21 protein-coding genes are annotated in these 21,935 nt (G+C 64.9%); 11 read left to right on the top strand and 10 right to left on the bottom strand.

Features of this window, described 5'->3' with window-relative positions; translation table 11 throughout:
* Nucleotides 1–53: 53 nt before the first annotated feature.
* Nucleotides 54–1,982, top strand: coding sequence for an MFS transporter (locus KI609_RS20405; protein ID WP_226445358.1), 1,929 nt, complete (start codon nt 54–56; stop codon nt 1,980–1,982).
* A gap of 37 nt (nt 1,983–2,019) precedes the next feature.
* Here KI609_RS20405 and KI609_RS20400 read toward each other — a convergent pair whose 3' ends face one another.
* Both KI609_RS20400 and KI609_RS20395 read right to left on the bottom strand, forming a co-directional pair.
* Entirely contained in the window at nt 2,020–3,012 is a 993-nt protein-coding gene (locus KI609_RS20400; RefSeq protein ID WP_413463348.1) for a Bug family tripartite tricarboxylate transporter substrate binding protein, read from the bottom strand.
* A 267-nt stretch (nt 3,013–3,279) separates the two neighbouring features.
* A complete protein-coding gene (locus KI609_RS20395) occupies nt 3,280–4,296 on the bottom strand; it encodes a 1-aminocyclopropane-1-carboxylate deaminase (RefSeq protein WP_226445356.1) in 1,017 nt (338 codons plus the stop codon).
* A gap of 162 nt (nt 4,297–4,458) precedes the next feature.
* Between KI609_RS20395 and KI609_RS20390 the strand changes: the two genes are divergently transcribed.
* Nucleotides 4,459–4,974, top strand: coding sequence for an Lrp/AsnC family transcriptional regulator (locus KI609_RS20390; RefSeq protein WP_226445355.1), 516 nt, complete (start codon nt 4,459–4,461; stop codon nt 4,972–4,974).
* Nucleotides 4,975–4,992: 18 nt separating this feature from the next.
* On the opposite strand, the gene KI609_RS20385 is transcribed toward KI609_RS20390, so the two are convergent.
* Nucleotides 4,993–5,895, bottom strand: coding sequence for an EamA family transporter (locus KI609_RS20385; protein ID WP_413463444.1), 903 nt, complete (start codon nt 5,893–5,895; stop codon nt 4,993–4,995).
* 109 nt (nt 5,896–6,004) lie between these two features.
* The gene (locus KI609_RS20380; protein WP_226445353.1) at nt 6,005–7,186 is read right to left on the bottom strand and encodes a saccharopine dehydrogenase family protein; all 1,182 of its coding nucleotides are present in this window, start codon (nt 7,184–7,186) and stop codon (nt 6,005–6,007) included.
* Between the two features lie 272 nt (nt 7,187–7,458).
* On the opposite strand from KI609_RS20380, the gene KI609_RS20375 reads away from it, so the two are divergent.
* The 5 genes from KI609_RS20375 to KI609_RS20355 all read left to right on the top strand — a co-directional run bounded on the left by KI609_RS20375 (nt 7,459) and on the right by KI609_RS20355 (nt 11,320).
* On the top strand, nt 7,459–7,977 hold the full coding sequence (locus KI609_RS20375) for a YiaA/YiaB family inner membrane protein (RefSeq protein ID WP_226445352.1): 519 nt from the start codon (nt 7,459–7,461) through the stop codon (nt 7,975–7,977).
* 121 nt (nt 7,978–8,098) lie between these two features.
* Entirely contained in the window at nt 8,099–8,569 is a 471-nt protein-coding gene (locus tag KI609_RS20370; protein WP_226445351.1) for a hypothetical protein, read from the top strand.
* A gap of 212 nt (nt 8,570–8,781) precedes the next feature.
* Entirely contained in the window at nt 8,782–9,591 is an 810-nt protein-coding gene (locus KI609_RS20365) for a DUF2145 domain-containing protein (RefSeq protein WP_226450555.1), read from the top strand.
* A gap of 191 nt (nt 9,592–9,782) precedes the next feature.
* Nucleotides 9,783–10,853 (top strand): serine endopeptidase, encoded by a 1,071-nt coding sequence (locus KI609_RS20360; RefSeq protein WP_226445350.1) that lies wholly within the window; start codon nt 9,783–9,785, stop codon nt 10,851–10,853.
* Between the two features lie 77 nt (nt 10,854–10,930).
* Nucleotides 10,931–11,320 carry a DUF3597 domain-containing protein gene (locus KI609_RS20355; protein ID WP_226445349.1) on the top strand — a complete coding sequence of 130 codons (390 nt, stop codon included), beginning with the start codon at nt 10,931–10,933 and terminating at the stop codon, nt 11,318–11,320.
* 215 nt (nt 11,321–11,535) lie between these two features.
* Here the strand turns inward: KI609_RS20355 and KI609_RS20350 are convergent, their stop codons facing one another.
* Both KI609_RS20350 and tgt read right to left on the bottom strand, forming a co-directional pair.
* Nucleotides 11,536–12,033 (bottom strand): hypothetical protein, encoded by a 498-nt coding sequence (locus tag KI609_RS20350; RefSeq protein WP_226445348.1) that lies wholly within the window; start codon nt 12,031–12,033, stop codon nt 11,536–11,538.
* A gap of 97 nt (nt 12,034–12,130) precedes the next feature.
* Nucleotides 12,131–13,303, bottom strand: coding sequence for a tRNA guanosine(34) transglycosylase Tgt (gene tgt, locus KI609_RS20345; protein WP_226445347.1), 1,173 nt, complete (start codon nt 13,301–13,303; stop codon nt 12,131–12,133).
* Nucleotides 13,304–13,413: 110 nt separating this feature from the next.
* Here tgt and KI609_RS20340 point away from each other — a divergent pair, with 110 nt between their 5' ends.
* Nucleotides 13,414–13,893 (top strand): universal stress protein, encoded by a 480-nt coding sequence (locus KI609_RS20340; RefSeq protein ID WP_226445346.1) that lies wholly within the window; start codon nt 13,414–13,416, stop codon nt 13,891–13,893.
* Nucleotides 13,894–13,968: 75 nt separating this feature from the next.
* On the opposite strand, the gene KI609_RS20335 is transcribed toward KI609_RS20340, so the two are convergent.
* From KI609_RS20335 to KI609_RS20320, 4 genes are all read right to left on the bottom strand, one after another.
* Nucleotides 13,969–14,355: a hypothetical protein gene (locus KI609_RS20335; RefSeq protein WP_226445345.1), complete on the bottom strand. Its 387-nt coding sequence runs from the start codon at nt 14,353–14,355 to the stop codon at nt 13,969–13,971.
* A gap of 375 nt (nt 14,356–14,730) precedes the next feature.
* Nucleotides 14,731–15,936, bottom strand: a complete 1,206-nt coding sequence (locus tag KI609_RS20330; protein ID WP_226445344.1) for a phospholipase A — start codon at nt 15,934–15,936, stop codon at nt 14,731–14,733.
* Nucleotides 15,933–16,298, bottom strand: a complete 366-nt coding sequence (locus KI609_RS20325) for a hypothetical protein (protein WP_226445343.1) — start codon at nt 16,296–16,298, stop codon at nt 15,933–15,935. The genes KI609_RS20330 and KI609_RS20325 overlap by 4 nt, the downstream gene beginning before the upstream one ends.
* Nucleotides 16,299–16,507: 209 nt before the next feature.
* Nucleotides 16,508–18,580 (bottom strand): ATP-dependent helicase, encoded by a 2,073-nt coding sequence (locus KI609_RS20320; RefSeq protein WP_226450554.1) that lies wholly within the window; start codon nt 18,578–18,580, stop codon nt 16,508–16,510.
* A 509-nt stretch (nt 18,581–19,089) separates the two neighbouring features.
* Here KI609_RS20320 and KI609_RS20315 point away from each other — a divergent pair.
* The 3 genes from KI609_RS20315 (at nt 19,090) to KI609_RS20305 (ending at nt 21,817) form a co-directional block, all read left to right on the top strand.
* A complete protein-coding gene (locus KI609_RS20315) occupies nt 19,090–20,211 on the top strand; it encodes an ABC transporter substrate-binding protein (RefSeq protein WP_226450553.1) in 1,122 nt (373 codons plus the stop codon).
* Nucleotides 20,212–20,398: 187 nt separating this feature from the next.
* Nucleotides 20,399–21,355: an AEC family transporter gene (locus KI609_RS20310; RefSeq protein ID WP_226445342.1), complete on the top strand. Its 957-nt coding sequence runs from the start codon at nt 20,399–20,401 to the stop codon at nt 21,353–21,355.
* A gap of 318 nt (nt 21,356–21,673) precedes the next feature.
* Nucleotides 21,674–21,817 (top strand): hypothetical protein, encoded by a 144-nt coding sequence (locus KI609_RS20305; protein ID WP_226445341.1) that lies wholly within the window; start codon nt 21,674–21,676, stop codon nt 21,815–21,817.
* The last annotated feature ends 118 nt before the right edge of the window (nt 21,818–21,935 follow it).

Below are 21,935 nucleotides of genomic sequence, written 5' to 3'. Positions count from 1 at the left end.
CTGGACACAGCAACACAAAAAACACAGCCAATCCATCGGAACGAGGAGAAAACATGCACCCCGAAACCCCCTCCGCCAGCAGGGCGCCCGCGCACGAGGACCCGAACCAGTTTGCCCTGCTGCGCCAGCGGCGGTTTGCGCCGTTTTTCTGGACGCAGTTCTCGGGTGCGGCCAACGACAACCTGTTCAAGTTTGCGTTCACCGTGATGGTGACCTACCAGCTCAGCGTGTCGTGGCTGCCGCCTGCCATGGCGGGGCTGGTGATCGGGGCGCTGTTCATCCTGCCGTTTTTGCTGTTCTCGGCCACGTCGGGCCAGCTCACCGACAAGTTCGACAAGACGAAGATGATCCGCTTCGTGAAGAACCTGGAGATCGCCATCATGTTGGTGGCGGCGGTCGGGTTCATCGCGGGCAATATTCCCATCCTGCTGCTGTGCACCTTCTTGATGGGCGTGCACTCCACGCTGTTCGGCCCGGTCAAGTTTGCCTACATGCCCCAGGTGCTCAATGAGCGCGAACTCACGGGCGGCAACGGCATGGTCGAGATGGGTACGTTTGTGGCCATCTTGCTGGGTAATGTGGCGGGCGGGCTGCTGGTGGCCCTGCCTGGCATCGGCCACACCACCGTGGCCGTGGCGTGCGTGGTGCTGGCGCTGATTGGCCGCGCCGTGGCGCAGTTCATCCCCTCGGTGCCTGCCACCGACCCGGGTCTCACCATCAACTGGAACCCCTTCACCGAGACCTGGCGCAACCTGAAGCTCGCGCACGAGAACATCGTGGTGTTCCGCTCGCTGCTGGGCATCAGCTGGATGTGGTTTTTCGGCGCCGTGTTCCTGAGCCAGTTCCCGAGCCTGGCCAAGGAAGTGCTGCACGGCAACGAGCAGGTGGCCTCGCTGCTGCTGGTGGTGTTCTCCATCGGCATCGGCATCGGCTCGCTGCTGTGCGAGGTGCTCTCGCGCCGCCATGTCGAGATCGGCCTGGTGCCGCTGGGTGCCATTGGCATGAGCGTGTTTGCCATCGATCTGTACTTTGCGTCGCGCAGCCTGCCGCCGTCGGAGATCATGGGCCTGGCGGCCTTCCTGGCGCAGAGCCAGCACTGGCGCGTGATGCTTGACCTGGCGCTGCTGAGCCTGTTTGCGGGCCTGTACAGCGTGCCCATGTACGCGCTGATCCAGATGCGCAGCCAGCCCACGCACCGCGCGCGCATCATCGCGGCCAACAACATCCTGAACGCGCTGTTCATGATCGCCAGCTCGCTCATCGCGGGGGCCTTGCTGGGCGCGGGGTTCACCGTGCCGCAGATCTTTTTGTTTACCGGTATCGCCAATGCGGTGGTGGCCTTCTACATCTTCATGCTGGTGCCTGAGTACCTGTTGCGCTTCGTGGCCTGGGTGTCGTCGCGCTTCGTCTACCGCTTCAAGGTGCAGGGCGATGAAAACCTGCCCACCACGGGCGCCGCCATCCTGGCCTGCAACCATGTGAGTTTTGTCGATGCCGTGCTGCTCATGGCCGCCAGCCCGCGCCCCATCTACTTCGTGATGGACCACCGCATCTTCCGCGTGCCGGTGCTGGGCTGGCTGTTCCGCCTGGCCAAGGCGATTCCTATTGCGCCGTACAAGGAAGACCCCACAACCTACGAAGCCGCTTTTGACCGCGCCGCGCAGGTGCTGCGCGAGGGTGACCTGCTGGCCATCTTTCCGGAAGGCGGCATCACCAAGGATGGCCAGCTGCAGGAGTTCAAGGGCGGCATCATGAAGATCATCGAGCGTGCGCGCGAAGAGGGCGTCGACGCCCCGGTGATCCCCATGGCGCTGACCAACCTGTGGGGCTCGTACTTCAGCCGCATCGAAAAAGGCGGCGCCATGGTGCGGCCGTTTCGCCGGGGGGTCTACAGCCGGGTGGGGCTGAACGTGGGCGCACCGATGGCCGCGCGCGACGTGCAGCCTGCTGTGCTGCGCGAGCACGTGGCGCGCCTGCTCTGAACTTGATTCGTCAACGGCCCGCGCATGCGGGCCGCGATCACTCCGCCCGGATGTTCGCGCGCTGCGCAATGGCCCGCATGCGCGGCAGTTCGTCTTCGATCTGCGCCAGCACGGCATCGCCGCTGGCATAGGCTGGCTCCAGCCCGCTGGCGATGAGCTTGCTGCGGATCTCGGCATCCGCCATGGTCTCGGCCAGGGCCTTGCCGAGTTTGGCCTTGGCATCGGCGGGCAGGCCGCGCGGCGCCACGACGGCCAGCCACGAATCTGCGGCAAAGCCCGCAAAGCCGCTTTCTGCCACGGTCGGCACGTCGGGCAATTGCGTGGCCCGCGCGGCGCCCGTGACCACGATGGGCTTGATCTTGCCGCCCTTGAGCTGCGGCAGCGCGGCGGCCACCGTGTCGATGCTGAACGGGATCTGCCCGCCGATCAGGTCGCTCATGGCGGGTGCGCTGCCCCGGTAGGGCACGTGCATCAGCTTGACGCCGGTGGCAGACCACATCAGCTCGGCGGCAAAATGGCCCGTGGTGCCGCTGCCAAAAGAGCCGTAAGAAAACTTGTCTGGAGCGCGCTTCACCGCCGCGATCAGTTGCTGGAGGTTGGCCACCGGCACGTCGCGGTGGGCCAGCAGGATCAGCGGAACGCGCGCCACCATGCCCACGGGCTCGAAGCTCTTGACCGGGTCGTACGGCACTTTGTTGTTGAGCGCCGGGTTCACGGTGAAGGTCGATCCGGAGCTGATCAGCAGCGTGTAGCCGTCGGCCGGTGCGTTGGCCACGAAGGATGCGCCCACGATGGTGCCCGCGCCCGCCTTGTTCTCGACCACCACCGGTTGACCCAGGCGTTCGCCCAGCTTTTTGCTGATCAGCCGGCCCACGATGTCGACGGCGCCGCCGGGTGGAAAGGGCACCACCAGCTGCACCGGTTTGGCGGGGTAGCCATCGGCATGCGCCATGTGCCCCCAACCCAACCCTGCGATGGCTGCCATGAACATGGCGACGCTGGTGCGTCTATTTGGCTGTGCGCATTTCATGTGGCGGTCCTTCTGGTGCGGGTGGTTTACCCTGCGTTGCTGCTGCGAACAAGGGCAAGGCGCGCCAGTCTTCGTCTCGCTCTGGCCAGGCCTGTCGCTACTACGGAGTTATCGAGGCCACCCTGGCGATGAGGGCACGAGGCCATGGTGGTGGAAGACCCCGCGGCGTGCGCAGGTCTTGAGGGGGCTGTGCAGGTGGCTCAGATCACGGAAAGCCCGGCCAGCCGGGCCAGCCGTTGTGCTTCGGTTTCGCTCGGCGGCGGTGCATCAGCCGTTGCGAAAGAGAAAGCTGTAGGCGTTCAACGCCGGCACCCCTCCCAGGTGCGCATACAGCACGCGGGAGCCTTCGGGGAACTCGCCTTTGCGCACCATGTCGATCATGCCGTGCATGGACTTTCCTTCGTACACCGGGTCGGTCAGCATGCCCTCCTGGCGCGCGCACAGGCGGATGGCTTCGAGCGTGCCCTCGTTGGGCAGGCCGTACTCGGGGCCGCCGTAGCGGGTGTCCAGCACCACGTCCTCGGCGGTCAGCTCCTGGCCCAGCTCCACGAGCTTGGCGGTGTTCTGGGCAATGCGCAGGATCTGCGCATGGGTCTTCTCGGGCTTGGCCGAGGCGTCGATGCCGATCACCTTGCGCGCGCGCCCGTCGGCCGCAAAGCCCACCACCATGCCCGCCTGCGTGCTGCCCGTGACCGAGCACACGACGATGTAGTCGAACTGAAAGCCCAGTTCTTTCTCCTGCTGGCGCACTTCTTCGGCAAAGCCCACAAAGCCCAGGCCGCCGTACGGGTGCTCAGAACAACCTGCGGGAATCGGGAAGGGTTTGCCACCGGCCTTCTTCACGTCGTCCATCGCCTGCTCCCAGCTGGGGCGGATGCCGATGTCAAAGCCCGCGGCGTCCAGGCGCACATCGGCGCCCATGATGCGGCTCATCTCGATGTTGCCCACGCGGTCGTACACCGCGTCGGAGTAGTTCACCCAGTTCTCCTGCACCAGCACGCACTTCATGCCCAGGTGTGCAGCCACAGCGGCCACCTGGCGCGTCTGGTTGGACTGGATGCCGCCAATCGACACCAGTGTGTCGTAGCCGCCATCAATCGCCTCGGGGATGAGGTATTCGAGCTTGCGCGTCTTGTTGCCGCCAAAGGCCAGGCCGCTGTTGCAGTCCTCGCGCTTGGCATACAGGTGCACCTTGCCGCCCAGGTGGGCCGACAGGCGCGGCAGCGGCGTGATGGGCGAGGGACCGAAGGTGAGCGGGTGGCGGGGAAATTTCTGCAGGTTCATGGCGGTGTTCCGGTCGATGAAAGGGGTGGGTGCAAGGGCTGGCTTGCAGTGCCTTCATCGTAGAAAAACACGCTCATCAAGTGGTTGCAAAATTAGTCTGAATTTCAGCGTTTAAGTTTTATGAAAGATAATGGAAGCGAAAAATATTTCTCCGAATAAACAATGTGCGCAATAAAAGTTCGTGCCAAGAATGCACCGCAAGTCGATGTCTCGGCCGAGCTGGACCGCACCGATAAAACCATCCTGCGCCAGCTGCAGCGTGATGCGTCGCTGTCCAATGTGGCCCTGGCCGAGAAGGTGCATCTGAGCCCCCCCGCCTGCCTGCGCCGGGTGGAGCGCCTCAAGCGCCTGGGGCTCATCGACAAGGTGGTGGCGCTGCTCAACCCCCAGGCCGTGGGTGCGGGCATGCTGGTGATGATTGGCGTGGTGCTGGACCGCTCCACGCCAGAGTCGTTTGCCGAATTTGAAAAGGCAGCGGCCAAGGTGTCTGGCTGCATGGAATGCCATGTGGTCACCGGCGAGTTTGACTACTTCATGCTGGTGCGCACGCGCGACAACGACAGCTTCAATCGCTTGCACGCCGAGCAGTTGCTCTATCTGCCCGGTGTGCGGCAAGTGCGCTCGTTCATGGTGTTGCGCAACGTGCTCTCGACCACCGAGTTACCGCTGGCGGTGTAGCGGCCTGCGTCCGACCGTTTACTGGGCGCCGCGCAGCCGCCCCATCATGGCGGCCCAGGCCGGGCCGCCAAACAGGTTGACCACCAGGCCCGCCATCAGCAGCCCGGCGCCCGCAAAGTGCACGGGTAACAACTGCTCGTCAAACACCACCCAGCCCGTGGTCAGGCCCACCACGGGCACGAGCAGCGTGAACGGTGCCACGCGGTTCACGGGGTAGCGTGACATGAGGTAGGTCCACAGCCCAAAGCCCAGCAGGGTCGAAATCCACGCGATGTAGGCCACGGCAGCCATGGATTGGAGTGACAGGTGCTGCACGGCAGCCCACACCGTGGCGGGCCCATCCAGCCACAAGGACAGCGCCACAAACGGCAGCGGCGCCACCACGCTGGACCAGACGATGAAGGCAAACTGGTTCATTGGCCCATACCGCCCCACGGCGCGCGTGACGATGTTGCCGCAGCCCCATAGTGCCGCTGCCGCCACGGTCAGTGCAAAGCCCGCCAGCGGCATGGAGGCCCCATGCGCGCTGCCGATCAGCACCAGCCCGCAGCCCGCCAGCGCCAGGCCCGCCACCTGGTTGCCCTGCCACTTCTCGCGCAGCCACCAGGCCGCCAGCAGCAGGGTGAAGAACGACTGCGCCTGCAGCACCAGCGAGGCCAGGCCCGAGGGCATGCCGATGTGGATGGCGGTGAACAGCAGCGCAAACTGCCCCACGGCCATGGTCATGCCGTACAGCAGGTATAGCTTGAGGGGCACCTTGGGCGGCTTGACGAACAGCAGCGCCGGAAACGCCGCCAGCAGGTAGCGCAGCGCCCCCAGCAGCAGGGGCGGCACACCGGCCACGCCCACCTTGATGACGGCGAAATTGAGGCCCCAGACCACAATGACGAGCAGGGCCAAGGCAAGGTCGCGGGGGCGCAGGGCAGTGTTCATGCCCTGCATTCTCGGGGATGGATCGAGTCGGTGGCCGGACGTTTCAGGACCAGCGTGGTGCGAAAACGGACCAAACCGTGGAGAAGTTCAGAGGGTGTTACGCCGACTCGACCGCGAAGCTCAGCCCCGCATTCGCTTGCAGGCGTGCGATCAGCTTGTCACCCAGCGCGGGCGCCGTGGTCCAGATGCCGCCGGGCGTCTCAGTGGCATCCTGCAGCAGGCACACCGCAGCTTCGGTAATCATCTTGGACGTAGAGCCATAGCCCGGGTCACGGTCGCCCTTCACGCCCACGCGCAGGGTGTTGCCGGCAGCGTCGGTGCCCAGGAACAGCACGTCGTAAAACCCGTTCTCGCGTTCTTCGCGCGAAGGGCCTTCGCCCGGCTTGGGGCCTTTGTCTGAGCCCAGCGACTTGTCGCCCGCCACCGCGTTGGCGATGGCCTCGCCCTTTTCACCGGGGCCGGTGATGAGCATTTCGTCGTACACAAAATCGGTGCCGTAGGCGTGCTGCAACAGGAAGTTGGAGCGGTGCACATTGCGCGTGTTGATGGCGGCCATCACGAACGGTGCGACCCAGATGCCATCGCCCAACGCCTCATCCACCATGGGTTTGTGGCCGGTTGGCTGGCGCGGGCCTTCAAAGCCGGGGGTGAGCGAGAACGGGTTCTTCAGCAGGTCCAGCACGGCAGGGTTGGCAGCCGATGCGGCCATGGTCGCCTTCAGGCTCGCGGCGGTGCCGCCCGAGAAGGTGCCCTTCATCTTGCGCACCCGTCCGCGCACGCGGGGCGCGGCGTGGCCGAAGCGCTGGGCAAATTCCTTTTGCAGCAGGAACACGCCCAGGTCGAACGGGATCGAGTCGAACCCGCACGAGAAAACGATGCGCGCGCCGCTGGCCTGGGCCGCCGCTTCGTGCGCGTCGATCATCTGGCGCATCCAGGCGGGCTCGCCGCACAGGTCCACATAGTCCACGCCGCTGGCGGCGCAGGCGGCCACCAGTTCGTTGCCATACAGCTGGTAAGGGCCCACGGTGGTCAGCACCAGGCGCGTGGCGTTCATCAGCGCTTGCAGGCTGGCGGGGTTGCTGGTGTCGGTCACGACCAGCGGCGTGTCGGCCGGTGCGCCCACTTCATCGCGCACGGCAGCCAGCTTGTCGGCGTTGCGCCCGCCCATGGCCCAGCGCAGGCCGCTGCCTGCGGGGTAGCGCTGGAGCAGGTATTCAACGACCAGGCGGCCGGTGAAGCCAGTGGCGCCGTGGACGACGAGGTCAAAGGGTTTGGTCATGAGGGGGTGTCTCCGCATCAGTCTGCAGTCTGCGTTGGGGGAATGAAAAGGCCACAGGCGGGTCGCCGGGGCCACGTTGGGCACGATTGTGGAAGACATGCGGGTGTCGGCATGTCGCCCATGTGCCGTTGTGGGTGGCCTGAAAGTATCGCCATGCGATACCCAATGGCCACGCAGCGGCCACTGGTGCAATTCGGCGGGGGCGAATGGTGGGATGCGGGGGCATCATGCGTTCCGTGTTCAACCAAAGCCCGCAGTGGCCACCCGCTTGTATGTCTACCTTGCCTATCCTCTTTCAGCGTGACACCCGTGCCTGGCAGTTTCAGGTGTGGATCTCTTTTGGCATCGCCGTGTTTTTGTGTGCCGTGGGGCTGGCCTGGCTGCCGGGTGCGCAACTGGAGCAGGCATTCATGGTGATGGGCTACGTGTTCTGTCTGTCGGCTGCCTTTGTTCTTGCCAAGTTTGTGCGAGACAACGAAGGGAGCAAACGCCGACCTGGCAGCAACGGTGGCAGCACCGGCAGCGGCGACACGCCTTTGTGGAAGCTGGTGGTCTGGGGTGGTTTTGCCGTGGCCATGGGCCTGACCGGCTGGGGGCTACTGGGCATGGAGATCAACGTCACCTACAAGGCCTTCATGGGGGTCAGCTGGCTGTATCTCATCACCACGGCCTTCACGCTGGCCAAGATGCTGCGTGACCGCCATGAGGCCGACCTGATCGAGGCGCGCTTGCAGGGCCGTCGTGAGGCATCCAGCCCACAGTCGGCAACGTCTGGTAACAACGCATCGTGACATTTAGGCGTCCGCCGGGGAGCCATGGCGGATGCTCACCGGTTGTCTCAAATTGTCTTGAACCAATGGGATGGGGGCAAAGCGCCGACGGCGTGCTGCACCCCATGGATGGAGTGAAAACATGAAGAAAACAGTTGGATTCCCTTTTCGCCAGGTAGCGCCATGGCTTTTGGCTGCGGGGTTGTGGTGTGCGCTGGCCGCCGCGCCGGCCCGCGCCCAAAGTGAGGCATCGGCAGCACTGTCGCTGTTGCCCGTGGCCTCAGTGGTGGGCACGGCCTCGGTGGCCTCGGCCGCAGCCGGTGCTGTGGCCACCGTGCCCGTGGCTTTGTCGGTGGGGGGCGCGGTGCTGACGGTGAAAGTGGTCGAAGCCTCGGCCACGGGCACGGTGTACCTGCTCGAGCGCGCGTCGGACGGCGCGCAGGTGAGTGTGGAAGTCGCCGGGCGTGGCCTGGCCGCGTCGGCCTATGGCGTGGGCACTGTGGTCACCTGCAGCGTGATCGGCACGGGGGTGGTGTTGTCGGTGGCGGGCGAGGCGATTGCCTTTGTGCCCAATGCCATCGGCCGTGCCCTGCTGCACAACGAGCGGCTGTGACCATGAAGTACAACCCCCTGAGCCGCAATATCGCTCGGTGCTGGCCGCCGCAGGCGGCAGCTCTTCAGGCCGTCCAAGCGTGCGCAGGCACGCTTAGAGCCGCGGCCTTCAGCCCCTTCTTTCTACGCGCTGCGCGCTACGGGAAGGGGGACGATGCCCTCATTGCGGGGCGGCCCTTGCTCGGCATCCCTCGCTTTGGTCGCGCCAGTTTCATGGGCCGTGGGCTCGCGGTACTGACAGCTGTTGTCGCGATTGCGGCAACCGTTCCTGCCCACGCGGGCCGCTCGTGCGAGTCGCGCAAGCCCATCGCCCCGCAGGTGATCGAGCGCGGCATGAAGCTGGCCGAGCAGACCTCGGCGGCGCTGGACGCGGAAAACGCGCGTTCAGGGGCGCAGGTCGTGGCGTTGGGCCGGGCCGGGCAGGACCTGGGCAAATACCAGCTGCGCTATTCGCACTTTGGCTGGGCCTATAAAACGCCCGAGGGCCCCTGGCGCGTGGCCCACAAGCTCAATGAATGTGGCACGGCGGTGGGGCACCTTTATCGGCAGGGGCTGGGCGAATTCTTCCTGGATGACCTGTGGCGCTACGAGGCGGTATACGCCGTGCCCACACCCGAGGTGCAGCAGCACCTGCTGGCCGTGTTGCAGGACAAAGGCCGCACGAAGACGCTGCAGCATGCGCCCTACAGCATGGTCAGCTATGCCTGGGGCCAAAAATACCAGCAGTCCAACCAGTGGGCGCTGGAGACCCTGGCGCTGGCGATGGAGCCCGCCACGGTGCGCTCGCGCCCGCAGGCGCAGGCCTGGCTGCAGTTCAAGGGCTACGAGCCCACCACGCTCAAGCTCGGCCCGCTCACCCGCATGGGCGGTCGGGTGACAGCCGCGAACATTGCCTTTGACGATCATCCGGGCGACAAGCGGTTTTCCGACCGCATTGAAACCATCACCGTGGATTCGGTTCTGGCCTGGATGCAGCGCACGCAGCTGGCATCGGCACCTGTGGTGCTGGTGCTCAGAAATTGAATGGAAATGGGCTCTTCTAGCGAATGCTAGTGATGCACTCGATAAATGTCGTACGTTGAAATCGCCGTCTTCAGACGTGCGGCGAGTTCCATCACTACTATTCGCTAGAAGAGCCTGGAAATGACCTGTAGCGCTTGTCCATAAAGCGCTATCAGCTATCAAATGCATAGTATTTAGAGGAAAAAAAGACCATGAGCAAATCTCTGAGACTGTCTGAGAAATGGTTCCGGCGCGGCCTGTGGCTGGTGGCGCTGGTGTTTGCCGGTTTCCTCATCGGCCTGGGCGGCACCATCGTGGGCGACCTGCCCAAGGTCGAGACGCCCTTGCGGGTGGATGATTTTCTGGACAAACCGGCGGCCGACAAGCTGCGCGCCCAGGTCAAGGAGGCCCGCCAGGCAGAGCAGGACGCGCAAACCGCTCTGGAGCAGGCCCAACTGCAGCGCAGCAAGGCCCGCAGCGAAATGCAGGCGGAACGCGAAACCTTCAACAACTGGCTGGCCACGCGCAGCGCCACGCAACGTGCGGACCAGGACCCCGAGGTGCTTGCGCGCACCCGCGCGCTGGACGCCCTCAAACCCGTGGAGCGCAAGGCCCAGCAGGTCGTCGAGCAGCAGCAGCAGGCGGCACTGGACGCGCGACAGGGCGCTGCCGCTGCACAACAGCGCCTGAGCAAGCTGGAGGCGGACGGCTACGTGAAGATGCAGGCCGAGCTGCGCAAGGTCGAGCTGCGTGTGTTCCTGTACCGCCTCGCGCTCACGCTGCCTCTGCTGGCCATTGCGGGCTGGCTGTTCGTCAAAAAGCGCAAAGGCACCTACTGGCCGTTTGTGTGGGGCTTCATCTTTTTTGCGCTGTTTGCGTTCTTTGTCGAGCTGGTGCCTTACCTGCCCAGCTATGGCGGCTACGTGCGTTACGTGGTGGGCATTGGGGTGACCGCCGTGGTCGGGCGCTACGCGATCCTGGCGCTCAATCGCTACCTGGAGCGCCAGAAGTTGGCCGAGACCTTGCCCGACCAGGAGCGCCGCAAGGAGCTCAGCTACGACGTGGCGCTGGCGCGGCTGGCCAAAAGCGTGTGCCCGGGCTGCGAGCGCCCGGTGGACCTGAAGAACGAAAAGATCGACTTTTGTCCACACTGCGGCATCGGCCTGTTCGACCACTGCGGTGTGTGCTCCACGCGCAAGAGCGCATTCGCCAAGTTCTGCCATGCGTGCGGCACGGGCGCGAATGTAGGGCCCCGGCCTACGCAGGCGGCGCCGTCGGCGTGATACAACGGCATGCGGCGCCCAGGTTTGCCCGGGGGCCGTAGGTCATCACCCTCTTCAACCTCTCTGCCGGAGTACTTATGGGCTTTTTTTCCAAGATTTTCTCGAAGATTTTCCCGTCTGCAAACGCAGCCGAAGTGGTGCCCGCGCCACCTGCAGCCGACCCTGCTGGCGCACCGGCTGCTGCCGCACCTGCGGCGCCAGCGTCCATCCCTTTGGGCGACGTGGCGCCTATCCTGGATGCCATGCCGGGAGCCAGTGCGCTGAACTGGCGCACCTCCATCGTCGATCTGCTCAAGCTGCTCGGTCTGGACAGCAGTCTGGCCGCGCGCAAGGAGCTGGCGGGCGAACTGCTTTACAGCGGCAGCGACGAACCCGGCTCGGCCGCGTGGAACATCTGGCTGCACAAGCAGGTCATGCGAAGCATTGCCGCCAACGGCGGCACGTTGCCGCCTGAACTGCGCGACTGATAGGCTCGGCGCACCGGCGCACCGGCGCACCGGCGCCCGCCCGGCGCGCCAAAAAACCTGCCGTTTCCTGCAGCAGGTTTTTTTTACGCCGTCAATCCGGGTGAGTGCTCATATGCACCCACACACACCCATACACGCATAGACAGAAAAAGGCAGCGAACGCAGGGCTCCAAGCGGGTAGGTGGGGCTGGGGCGCTGCTGCGGCACCCAGGCGCCTAGCGCCTGAGCCAGTGTCGCCAGCGCAGCGTCCACTGCCGCTGGATGACGCGCGCCACGCGCCAGGCCCAGGAGGCGCGGGCGCGTTCCAGCACGGCGTGTTTGAGGCGTATCCAGTGAGCGTGGGCCCAGGCAAACCAGCGCAGCTGCATAAGCGCTGGCTGCGTCAGCGTGAACAGGCGCGCCACTACGGCGGTGCCCACGATTTTGGCGGCCACGATCACCAGCATGCCCAGCACCAGATGCCCACGCCCGATGGCCCACAACGCCAGCAGCTTGATGGGTAGCAGCAGTGCTGCAGGCACCACAAACATGACCACCGCAGCCCAGGGCGGGAGGGTGCGCACGAACCCCTCGATCCAGCGCAGCCCAGGCCAGCGGCCAATGCGCGCCAGCAGGCGCTGAAGCGGCTCCCATCCCCATTCCTCGAACAGGATGATCACCGCCAGCAGCCCGCTGACCAGCCCGGTCAACACACGGGCTGGCCAGCGCAGCAATGGGTGGATTGGCTTTGGGATGATTTTGGCCTCAAGCGATTATGGATAAAGCGCTAACAGCTATCTATTTGATAGTGATTGAAGTGACCGGTGGGCCTCACACCCCGCGCGCGCGCTCGGCCTTGAAGCGCGCGCGGAACTGCGCAAACGCGCCCGCGTCCAGCGATTCGCGCACCTCGCGCATGAGGTTCAGGTAGTAGTGCAGGTTGTGCACGGTGGTGAGCATGGGGCCCAGCATTTCGCCACAGCGGTCCAGGTGGTGCAGGTAAGCACGGCTGAAGCCTTCGTGCCCGCCGTCGTCCCACGACACGCCCGCGCTGCCCGCGCAGGCGTAGCAGGTGCAGCTGGTATCGAGCGGCTGGTGGTCGGCCTTGTGGCGCGCGTTGCGGATCTTGAGGTCGCCAAAACGCGTGAACAGTGTGCCGTTGCGGGCGTTGCGCGTGGGCATCACGCAGTCGAACATGTCCACGCCGTCGGCCACGCCCTGCACCAGGTCTTCGGGTGTACCCACGCCCATCAGGTAACGCGGTTTGTGGGCGGGCAGGCGGTGGGGCGTGTGCGCCATGATGCTGAGCATCTCGTCCTTGGGCTCGCCCACGCTCACGCCGCCAATGGCGTAGCCGGGGAAGTCCATCTCCACCAGCGCTTCGAGCGAGTCCTGGCGCAGGTTTTGGAACATGCCACCTTGCACGATGCCGAACAGGGCGTTGGGGTTCTCCAGGCGCTCGAATTCGGCCTTGCTGCGCAGCGCCCAGCGGCGGCTCATCTCCATGGACTTGCGTGCTTCGGCCTCGGTGGTGAGGTGGCCCTTGGTTTCGTAGGGCGTGCACTCGTCGAGCTGCATCACGATGTCGGAGTTGAGCGTGGTCTGGATCTGCATGCTCACCTCGGGCGACATGAAGAGTTTGTCGCCGTTGACGGGGCTGGCAAAGGTCACGCCTTCTTCGGTGATCTTGCGCATGGCGCCCAGGCTCCAGACCTGGAAACCGCCCGAGTCGGTCAGAATGGGCTTGTCCCATTTTTCAAAGCCGTGCAGGCCGCCAAAGCTCTGCATCACGTCGAGGCCCGGGCGCATCCACAGGTGAAAGGTGTTGCCCAGGATGATCTGCGCGCCCATGTCGTGCAGGCTGCGCGGCATCACGCCCTTGACGGTGCCATAGGTGCCCACGGGCATGAAGATCGGGGTTTGCACCACGCCGTGGTTGAGCGTGAGGGTGCCACGGCGTGCGTGGCTGGTGGGGTCGGTTTTGAGAAGGTCGAACTGCAGCATGATGGGGCGCATTGTCCCAGACGAACTGCCCTGACCTGGCGCAAGGTAATGCCGCATTCGCTGCGCGGTGCTTCGCTACACTGGCCTGACCGTATTGCAAGGAGAACAACATGCTCAAGATCCTCATCGCCGTGGATGGCTCCGAACCCTCCCTGGATGGTGTTCACCATGCCCTGACACTGATGCGCCAGGGTCTGAAGGCCAGCGTGGTCCTGGCCCACGTGCAGGAACCCGCCACGCTGTACGAACTGGTGACCACCCGCGATCCAGACCTGATCGCCGCCGCCAGCCTGGAGGCGGGTGAGCATCTGATGGCCCCGGCGCGCGCGCTGCTGGACGCGGCTGGAATCCCTTACGAAACCGATGTGGGGGTGGGTGACGCGGCCCACACGCTGGTGGACATGATTGAGAGCTCGGGGTGCGACATGGTCGTCATCGGCGCCAAAGGCCAGGGCGCCATCACCAGCGCGCTGCTGGGCTCGGTCTCGCAGGAAGTGGCGCATGCCAGCCCGGTGCCCGTGACCATCGTCAAACATGCCGAGGTGCCGGATGCAGCGGAAGGCGACGTGGCCGAGGACACAGACGCCTGAGTTCTGTCGGGGCGTTTCCAAAAAAAAGGGCCGCTGTGTGCGGCCCTGCTGGGGAGTGGAGCGAGAGGCGCCCGGTCAAGCCGCCTTGCGAAACGGCTCCGATGGGCGCTGCAACTTGCCATGGGGCAGGGTGGCCAGCCGCGAGAACATGCGGCGCACATAGCCACTCACCCACAGGCATTTGTTGAGTTCGTCCACAGGCAGCGGGCCCGACACCACCACGATGTCGTTGGCCACGTCCTGCGCCCCGGCAGCGCGCAGGCGCCGGCGCGTGTTGTTAGCCCAGGACTGGATGCGGGTGGGGCTGCCATGCTGGTGCACCTCGCCCGTGTGCACATCGAACGCAATGGCCACGGTGTCGGTCTTGAGCTTGAACCGGCGTTCCCCCGTGACGGCACTGGGCGTGTCGCGCATGTCGTACAGGTAGTAGCTGCCTGCCTTGAGCTGGTATTGCATGTCCATGGGTGTTCCTCTCTGTAGGCATTTTCGAGGGCGCACGGGATGGGCAATGGCAGGTAAAACGGTGGGAACACGGCTCTTATCGAGCGCCTCTGCCTCGTTTGCCACAACGGATCCGATGCGCGTGCCATTGTGGCGGCGTGTCGGCGCCATCCGGCGAATCTTGAGGAGGATGTCGTAACGAGTTGTGAGCAATGCTGAGGCGTGAGCTGTGCGGCACGTCGCTTTGCACGCAGCCTGTGAGACTGGTGCAGTCCCAGGCTCGGGACGCCGAGCAAGGGCCGCCCCGCAGCGAGGGCGTCGTTCCCCTTCCCGAATTGCGCCGCAATTCGAGAGAAGCGGTGAAGGCGCGCAAGCGCTTCAGGGGGAAGTACCTGCTTAAAAATCCACCAGGCTCAGGCCCACGCTGAATACGGTGCGTTTGTGGTTGTAGTCGATCATGCTGTCGCCGTAGCCGGTGAACAGCGCGGTGTGCAGGCGCAGGTTGCTCTTGCTGCCGAAGAGCCCTGTTCCGAGGGCCTGCATCCACTCCAGACGGACCGATCCGCGTCCAGCGCTGGACAACGAGCTGCGCACGGTAGCCCCCACGGTGTTGTTCTTGTCGTAGTTCCATAACGCCGACAACTCACCACGGCCAATGTAGTCGCTGATGTTCGGGTTGTCGTCGCTGCCCGCGCTCTCGGGAATGCGCCGCCACAGGCGGGCGTTCACACTGAAGCGGTTGTCGAGTTCCACGCCGGTCATCAGGTACACACGGTTCCAGCTGCGCGACAGGGGCTTGCTCTGTCCGTTGGACTGGTGCACCAGCCCGATGCCGCTGTAGCGCCACTTCCAGCCAAACGGTAGTGTGGCTGTGGTGGGGTAGACATACATGACCTCGGGCTCATGGTCGGTGGCGCGGAAGGGGCGCGATATGTCGGGGCTAAACAGCTGCCAGTACGACTGCTGCGTGTAGCCAAACCACACCGAGTCTTTCAATGTGGGATTGCCTTGGGTTAACAGGCCCTGGGCGATCTTGGTGCGTACCGACAGCTGGATGCGGTTTTCGGTACGGCGATAGGGGGTTGATTCGGTGGCGGAGTTGCCTTCGGCATCGGACGTGGGCTCGCGGTTCACGTTGCTGCCTGCCACTACCGACACGGTGATGGGGCGGTAACCCCGGAAGCTGAAGGTGCCGCAGTCGGTGCCCGATTCCAGCTCCCAAAAGCGTGACAGGTCGCTGTATTGGGGGTCGCGGCAGCCGTCAGTGTGGGCCACGTCAATGACGCGGGTTGCAGGCAGGGTGGCGTCCACCGGTGGTGGCACGGCGTTCACATCGGCGCCGGCGTTTGCACCCGCATTCGCGGAAGCCGAAGCTGCAGGCGCTTGCCACGTGGGCGTGTTGTTCGACGCGGCCCAGGCATCAAAACAGGCAAGGCGCGCCTGGTTGTCGCTGGACATTGCGGTGCAGCGGCGCAGTGCGCTGTCGGCGCCGCCGGTGGCCCCGGCAGTGGTTGCAGGCTGCTGCGCCAGCGCCGCGCCGGTAGGGGCCAGCGCTGCCAGGACCAGGGCGGCCACCCGGTGGCGAGAGGCTGCGGGCCTCATTGCCAGGCCGCCTGTTTGCGCAGCACAAACGGTGCTGACTGCTGAGTGGGGTTGGGAGTGGCGTTGTTCCATATTCCTCTTATTTCCTTGCCGCAACTGCCATCCACAACCCGGCCTGTCCAGGTTGCGCTGATGTTCGTTCCGTTGTTTGATTCTTCCAGGGTCAGATCGCCTTCATTCACATCACCGCTGACCTGTGCCGTGATGCCGTCTCTTTGCACTGTGCCGCGCACACTCTGTGCCAGTTCGGGGTGCGGGCCCAGCCGAAGGGTGGCTGTGGCGGGTGGGGCACTGGCCGCCGCCCCGTCTTGCGGCTGTTGCAGCTGTGCTTGCCAGAGTCCCTGCAGATGCTGGTGACCCATGTCCGCCGCCGCTGGGCACGCGCTTGTGGATTCTGAAACAATCTGGCTGCTGGCGCTTGTAGGATAAGCGCTGATAGCTACGAAAGATGCAGCAAACGCCCAAGCGGTACGACTGCAGCGTGTGGACGGAGCCGAAGGTGTGTTGCCTGCCATCGTAGGGACGTGTGGGGTTTGATCGGGAGCGGGCCTCTGTGGCGCCGTGGCTTATATCAGGCTTGTGGGGCCGCGCTGGCGGCGAGCGCCTTCGCGGCGAACTCGGCACGCAGGGCCTTGAGTTTCTCGCGTGGGTCTTCGCGCGCAGTGGTTTTATCGAGGCCCATCTCGGCGATGAAGCGGCTGGGTTGCGCGGCCACCATCTCGCGGCCTTTCTTGCGTTTTTTGGTCCAGCTCACGGCCAGGGTGCGCTGGGCGCGGGTGATTCCCACGTACATCAGGCGGCGTTCTTCCTGCAGGCGCTGCAGCGTGTCATCGCTCACCTTGTGCTGGCGGCCTTCGTCGTCGTCCAGCTTGAAGGGCAGCATGCCCTCGGTCACGCCGACCAAAATAACATGCGGCCACTCCAGCCCCTTGCTCGCGTGCAGCGTGGACAGCGTGACCATGTCCTGGTCCTTTTCGCGCTCGCTGATGGTGGAGAGCAGCGCAATGGTCTGCGAGACCTCCAGCAGGCTCTTGGTCTCGCTGGCCACCACGGCGCCCGAGGTGTCGTCGATCTGCCCGCCCGCGCGCTGGGCCATCCAGTCGCAGAACTCCATCACGTTGCTCCAGCGGGCGGCGGCCACCTTTTCGCTGTCTTCGCCGTCGTACAGGTGCTGCTCGTAGCCGATTTCCTTGAGCCACTCGTTCAGGAAGGCGCGGGCGTCTTCGGCGCCATGCGTGCGGCGGGCGCTGTATTCAAGGTAATTGATATAACGGCCGAACTCATGCAGACCATCCATGGCGCGCTTGGGCACGGCTGCCGGCAGCATGCCGTTGAAGAGCGCGCCGAACATGCTCTGCTTGTGCTGCGTGGCAAACGCCCCCAGCGAGGCCAGCGTGGTGTGGCCGATGCCGCGCTTGGGTGTGGTGATGGCGCGCAAAAACGCCGGGTCGTCATCGTTGTTGATCCACAGGCGAAACCAGGCGCACAGGTCCTTGATTTCGGCGCGGTCAAAAAAGCTGGTGCCGCCCGAGACCTTGTACGGGATGTTCGCCTTGCGCAGCGCCTTCTCGAATGGCTTGGCCTGGTGGTTGGCGCGGTACAGGATGGCAAAACTCTTCCAGTCCGGCGGTGGGTTGCTGGCCGCGCGCAGGCTCTGGATGCGGGCCACGGCGCGCTCGGCTTCGTGCTCTTCGCTGTCGGCATCGACCACGCGCACGGGCTCGCCCTCGCCCAGTTCGCTGAACAGGGTTTTGGGGAACAGCTTGGGGTTGGGCCCGATCACGTTGTTGGCCGCGCGCAGGATGGCACTGGTGGAGCGGTAGTTCTGCTCCAGCTTGATGACCTTGAGCGCGGGGAAGTCGATGGGCAGCTTCTTGAGGTTGTCCAGCGTGGCGCCGCGCCAGCCGTAGATGGACTGGTCATCGTCACCCACGGCGGTGAAATGCCCACGCTCGCCCACCAGCAGCTTGAGCAGTTCGTACTGCGTGGCGTTGGTGTCCTGGTATTCATCGACCAGCACATGCGAGAGCGCCGCCTGCCACTTGGCGCGCACTTCAGGGTAGTCGCGCAGCAGGCGCAGCGGCATGCCTATCAGGTCGTCAAAGTCCACGCTCTGGTAGGCCGACAGGCGCTCTTCATAGCGTGCCATCAGCGTGGCGATGATGCGTTCGTTGTCGTCCGCCGCCTGGGCCAGGGCTTGTTCCGAACTCAGGCCCATATTCTTCCACTTGCTGATGACCCATTGCCATTGCCGCGCCGTGGCCAGGTCGGTGGTGCCCCCCGAGGCTTCCTTGAGGATGCCCGTCACGTCGTCGGCGTCCATGATGCTGAACTGGGGTTTGAGGCCCAGCACATGCCCGTCTTCGCGCACCATGCGCACGCCCAAGGCGTGGAACGTACACACCAGCACATCTTTGGCGCGGCGGCCAATCAGGCTTTTGGCGCGCTCGCGCATTTCGGCGGCGGCCTTGTTGGTGAAGGTGATGGCTGCAATGCGCTTGGGATCCATCCCTTTTTCGATCATGTGGGCGATCTTCTGGGTGATCACCCTCGTCTTGCCCGAACCCGCGCCGGCCAGCACCAGGCAGGCGCCATCGGTGTAGTGGACAGCCTGGAGTTGGGCGAGATTGAGACCGGCAGACATGTGAAACGAGGCAAGGCAGGGGGAGGAGGGGCGCATGGCGCGAAGGCGCAGGGCAAGGCCTTCGGTGGGGTGGCGGATCATACCGTGGGTGTCTGCCCCCGCAGGGTGGGGCGCGCACCCCACCCGCAAACAAAGGGCAGTGAAAAGGCATTGCGAATGCGTTGCGCGCAGAGCACCTGCACCCTGGACAGTCACCCGGCAGAGGGGCTGCGCAAAAAGTTGATGCGCATCAGAAAACTGAGCAAATTCTGACGTCCGTGGCCTGTGGACCGGTTAACCGCGGGAAAACGCGCTGTCGGGAGGCTGTTGACACTTTGATACTTCCAGGTCTCAACGACATTCCTTTAGAAAAGAGCCGCCCCGTGATGCGTTTGCCTGCCCCCTCGTTTTCCGCCGCTCACCGCAGTACTTTGGCCTTGCGCTTTGCGCAGGAGGGCCCGGCCGCGTTGCTGGCGCTGGCGCTGGCGCTTTTGGCCACGGCCCTTCAGGCAAACGCCCAGACGGGTGCCATGGCCCCCGTGCGCATCGGCGTGGTGGGGCCGTTCACCGGCGCGTCGGCAGACTTTGGCGTGCCCATGCTCAACGGTATCAAGCTGGCCGTGGACGAGATCAACGCCGTGGGCGGTTACCTGGGGCGGCCGCTGGAGCTGGTGGTCAAGGACGACACCGCCAGCCCCGAAGAGGGGCGCAAAGTCAGTCAGGACCTGCTCAAGGAAAAGGTGGTCGCCACCATCGGCTTTTGCAACACTGGCGTGGCGATGAAGGCGATCGACCTGTTCCAGGACGCGAAAACGCCGCTGATCGTGCCGTGCGCCACCGGCACGGCCGTCACGGCCAAATACCCTGCCGCCGAGAGCTACATTTTTCGCGTGACAGGGCGCGATGCGCTGCAGGCGCCTTTCATGGTGGAGGACATTGCCCGGCGTGGCTGGGACAAGGTGGCTGTGTTCGCCGACACCACCGGTTATGGCGAGGGTGGCTACAACGACGTGGTGGCCGCCCTGGCGGCCAAGAACCTCAAGCCTGTCCATGTCTCGCGCTTTGCACTGGGCGTGAAGGACCTGTCGGCTGAACTCACGGCTGCGCGCAACGCGGGCGCCAATGTGATCTATAGCTACACCGTGGGCCAGGAAAACGCCGTCATCGCCAATGGCAAGAAGGCGCTGGGCTGGAAGGTGCCGCAGGTGGGCCCGTGGACACTGTCGTTCCCCTTCTTCCTCGATGGAGCCAAGGACGCGGCCGAGGGCGCGCTCATGGTGCAGACCTTTATTGCCGAGCCCAGCAACGAGCGCCGGGCCTCCTTTTTGTCGAGCTACACCCGCAAATACCATGGCAAGGTGGCGGTGCCCATGGCTGCCGCCAATGCCTACGACGCCACGTATCTGCTGATGTATTCGTTTCTCGGCATTCGCGACGGCAACCTGAGTGGTCCGGCCATCAAGGCGTCGCTGGAGGGCAAGATGAAAACCTACTACGGCGTCGTGTCCACCTACGACAAGCCCTTCAGCGTGCAGGACAAGGATGCCATCACGAACAACATGCTGGTGATCGGCATGGTCAAGAACGGCTCCATCACCTTTGCCTACCCCGAAGACGCCAAACGCAACCTCATCGTCCAGCGCAAGCAGTGAGGCGGGCGCGTGCGGTGCGTGGGCTAGCCGCGCGGGCGCTGGTGATGGCGTGTGCCGTGGCATGTGGGCGTGCCTGCGTGTCCGTCAACGCTGTTCGCCATCGGCGAGGCCCCCCGCCTGACTTTGTGCTGGCTGCCAGCGTGCGCCTTGCGCCATGCCACGCGCGGCACCACGGACAATAGCGGCCGTGCTCCCTGTCCTGCTCATCACGTTTCCTTTCTTCGCGCTGGTGCTGTGCGGCTACCTTGCCGCCCGGCGCGGGGTGTTGCCCCAGCCTGCCATCCCGGGGCTCAACGCCTTTGTGCTGTTTTTTGCGCTGCCATGCATGCTGTATCGCTTTGGCGCCAGCACGCCCATCGGCCAGCTGCTCGACCCCGCCGTAGCGGGCGTTTACCTGCTGTGTGCGCTGGTCATGGTGGGGGCTACCGTGGCCTTGACGCGCAATGCACGCATGGGCTGGAACGATGCCGCATTTGGTGCGCTGGTGGCTGCCTTTCCCAACACGGGCTTCATGGGCGTGCCGCTGTTGGTGGCGCTGCTGGGGGCGCAAAGCGCGGGCCCGGCCATCGTCACCATCGTGGTGGACATGGTCATCACCAGCTCGCTGTGCATTGCGCTGTCGAGGCTTGACGGGGCGGGCACCCACGGTGTGGGCGTGGCCTTGCGCAACGCGTTCAAGGGCATGGCGACCAACCCCATGCCGTGGTCGATCGCGTTGGGTGCGCTGGCGTCGGCCCTGCAGTTCAAGCTGCCCGGCCCGGCTGATAAAACCGTGGCCATGCTGGCCGATGCGGCGTCGCCCGTGGCGCTGTTCACCATCGGCGCGGTGCTGGCCCGCTCGCAGATGAACGCGCATGAACAGGTCCTGGCGCGCGACTATGTGCCGGTGGCCCTGGCCAAGCTGTTGGCGCACCCGCTGCTGGTGTGGGGCGTGGGCACTGCGGCCATGGCGTTGGGCGTGCCGCTCACACCCTTTGCGCTGACGGTGCTGGTGCTGCTGGCCGCGCTGCCCAGCGCCAGCAATGTCTCGCTGCTGGCCGAGCGCTTCGGCGCCCACAACGGGCGCATCGCCCGCATCATTCTGGTGTCCACGGCGCTGGCGTTTTTGAGCTTTTCGGGGGCCGTGACGCTGCTGGTGCCTTGACGGTTTTTCAGGGGGCAGAGCGCTCCTCGCCCCGGCGCTCCGCAGGGGCTTCTTGGGGCTTTCGAGCTACCAGCTGGTCACAAGAAGCTAGTCACAAGAACTTTACACTGGCGCGTTCTTCTCCTACATCTCTCCCGCTTCTCGGTCTCGGGCGACTACTGGACGGCGGGGCTGATCGCGGCGCAGCTGCCTAGCCGACCTTCGGTCTTCATTACCGGCGATGCGCGTTTCTCGCCCTGGATCACGCCGCAACGGCTGCGCGAGCACGGCACCCTGTGGATGCGGCTGGACGGCGATAGCGCCACCGAGCCGCCACCGATGGTGGAGCGCGCGCAGGCCGAGATCGGCCTCGTCGTGCAGCAGGGGCAATGGCAGACCGACTGGCCGTTCAAGGGCGAGGCCGCGCCGCTCACCATGCACTGGCGCACCTATGTGCCCGCCGCGTGCGTGCGCCCTTCCTGAATGACCCCCGTGGGGATCCAACGATGGCCTTTCCGCCCACCGATACCCCCTGCAGATTTTCAGGCCGAGTTCGCCCCCGCAGCGCCAGTCGGCGCGTTGCCGCGCTCTGGGCGCTTGC

Source organism: Acidovorax radicis, assembly GCF_020510705.1.
In the GTDB taxonomy this organism is placed as follows: domain Bacteria; phylum Pseudomonadota; class Gammaproteobacteria; order Burkholderiales; family Burkholderiaceae_C; genus Acidovorax; species Acidovorax radicis_A.
This window is presented reverse-complemented; position numbering and strand designations above follow the sequence as displayed.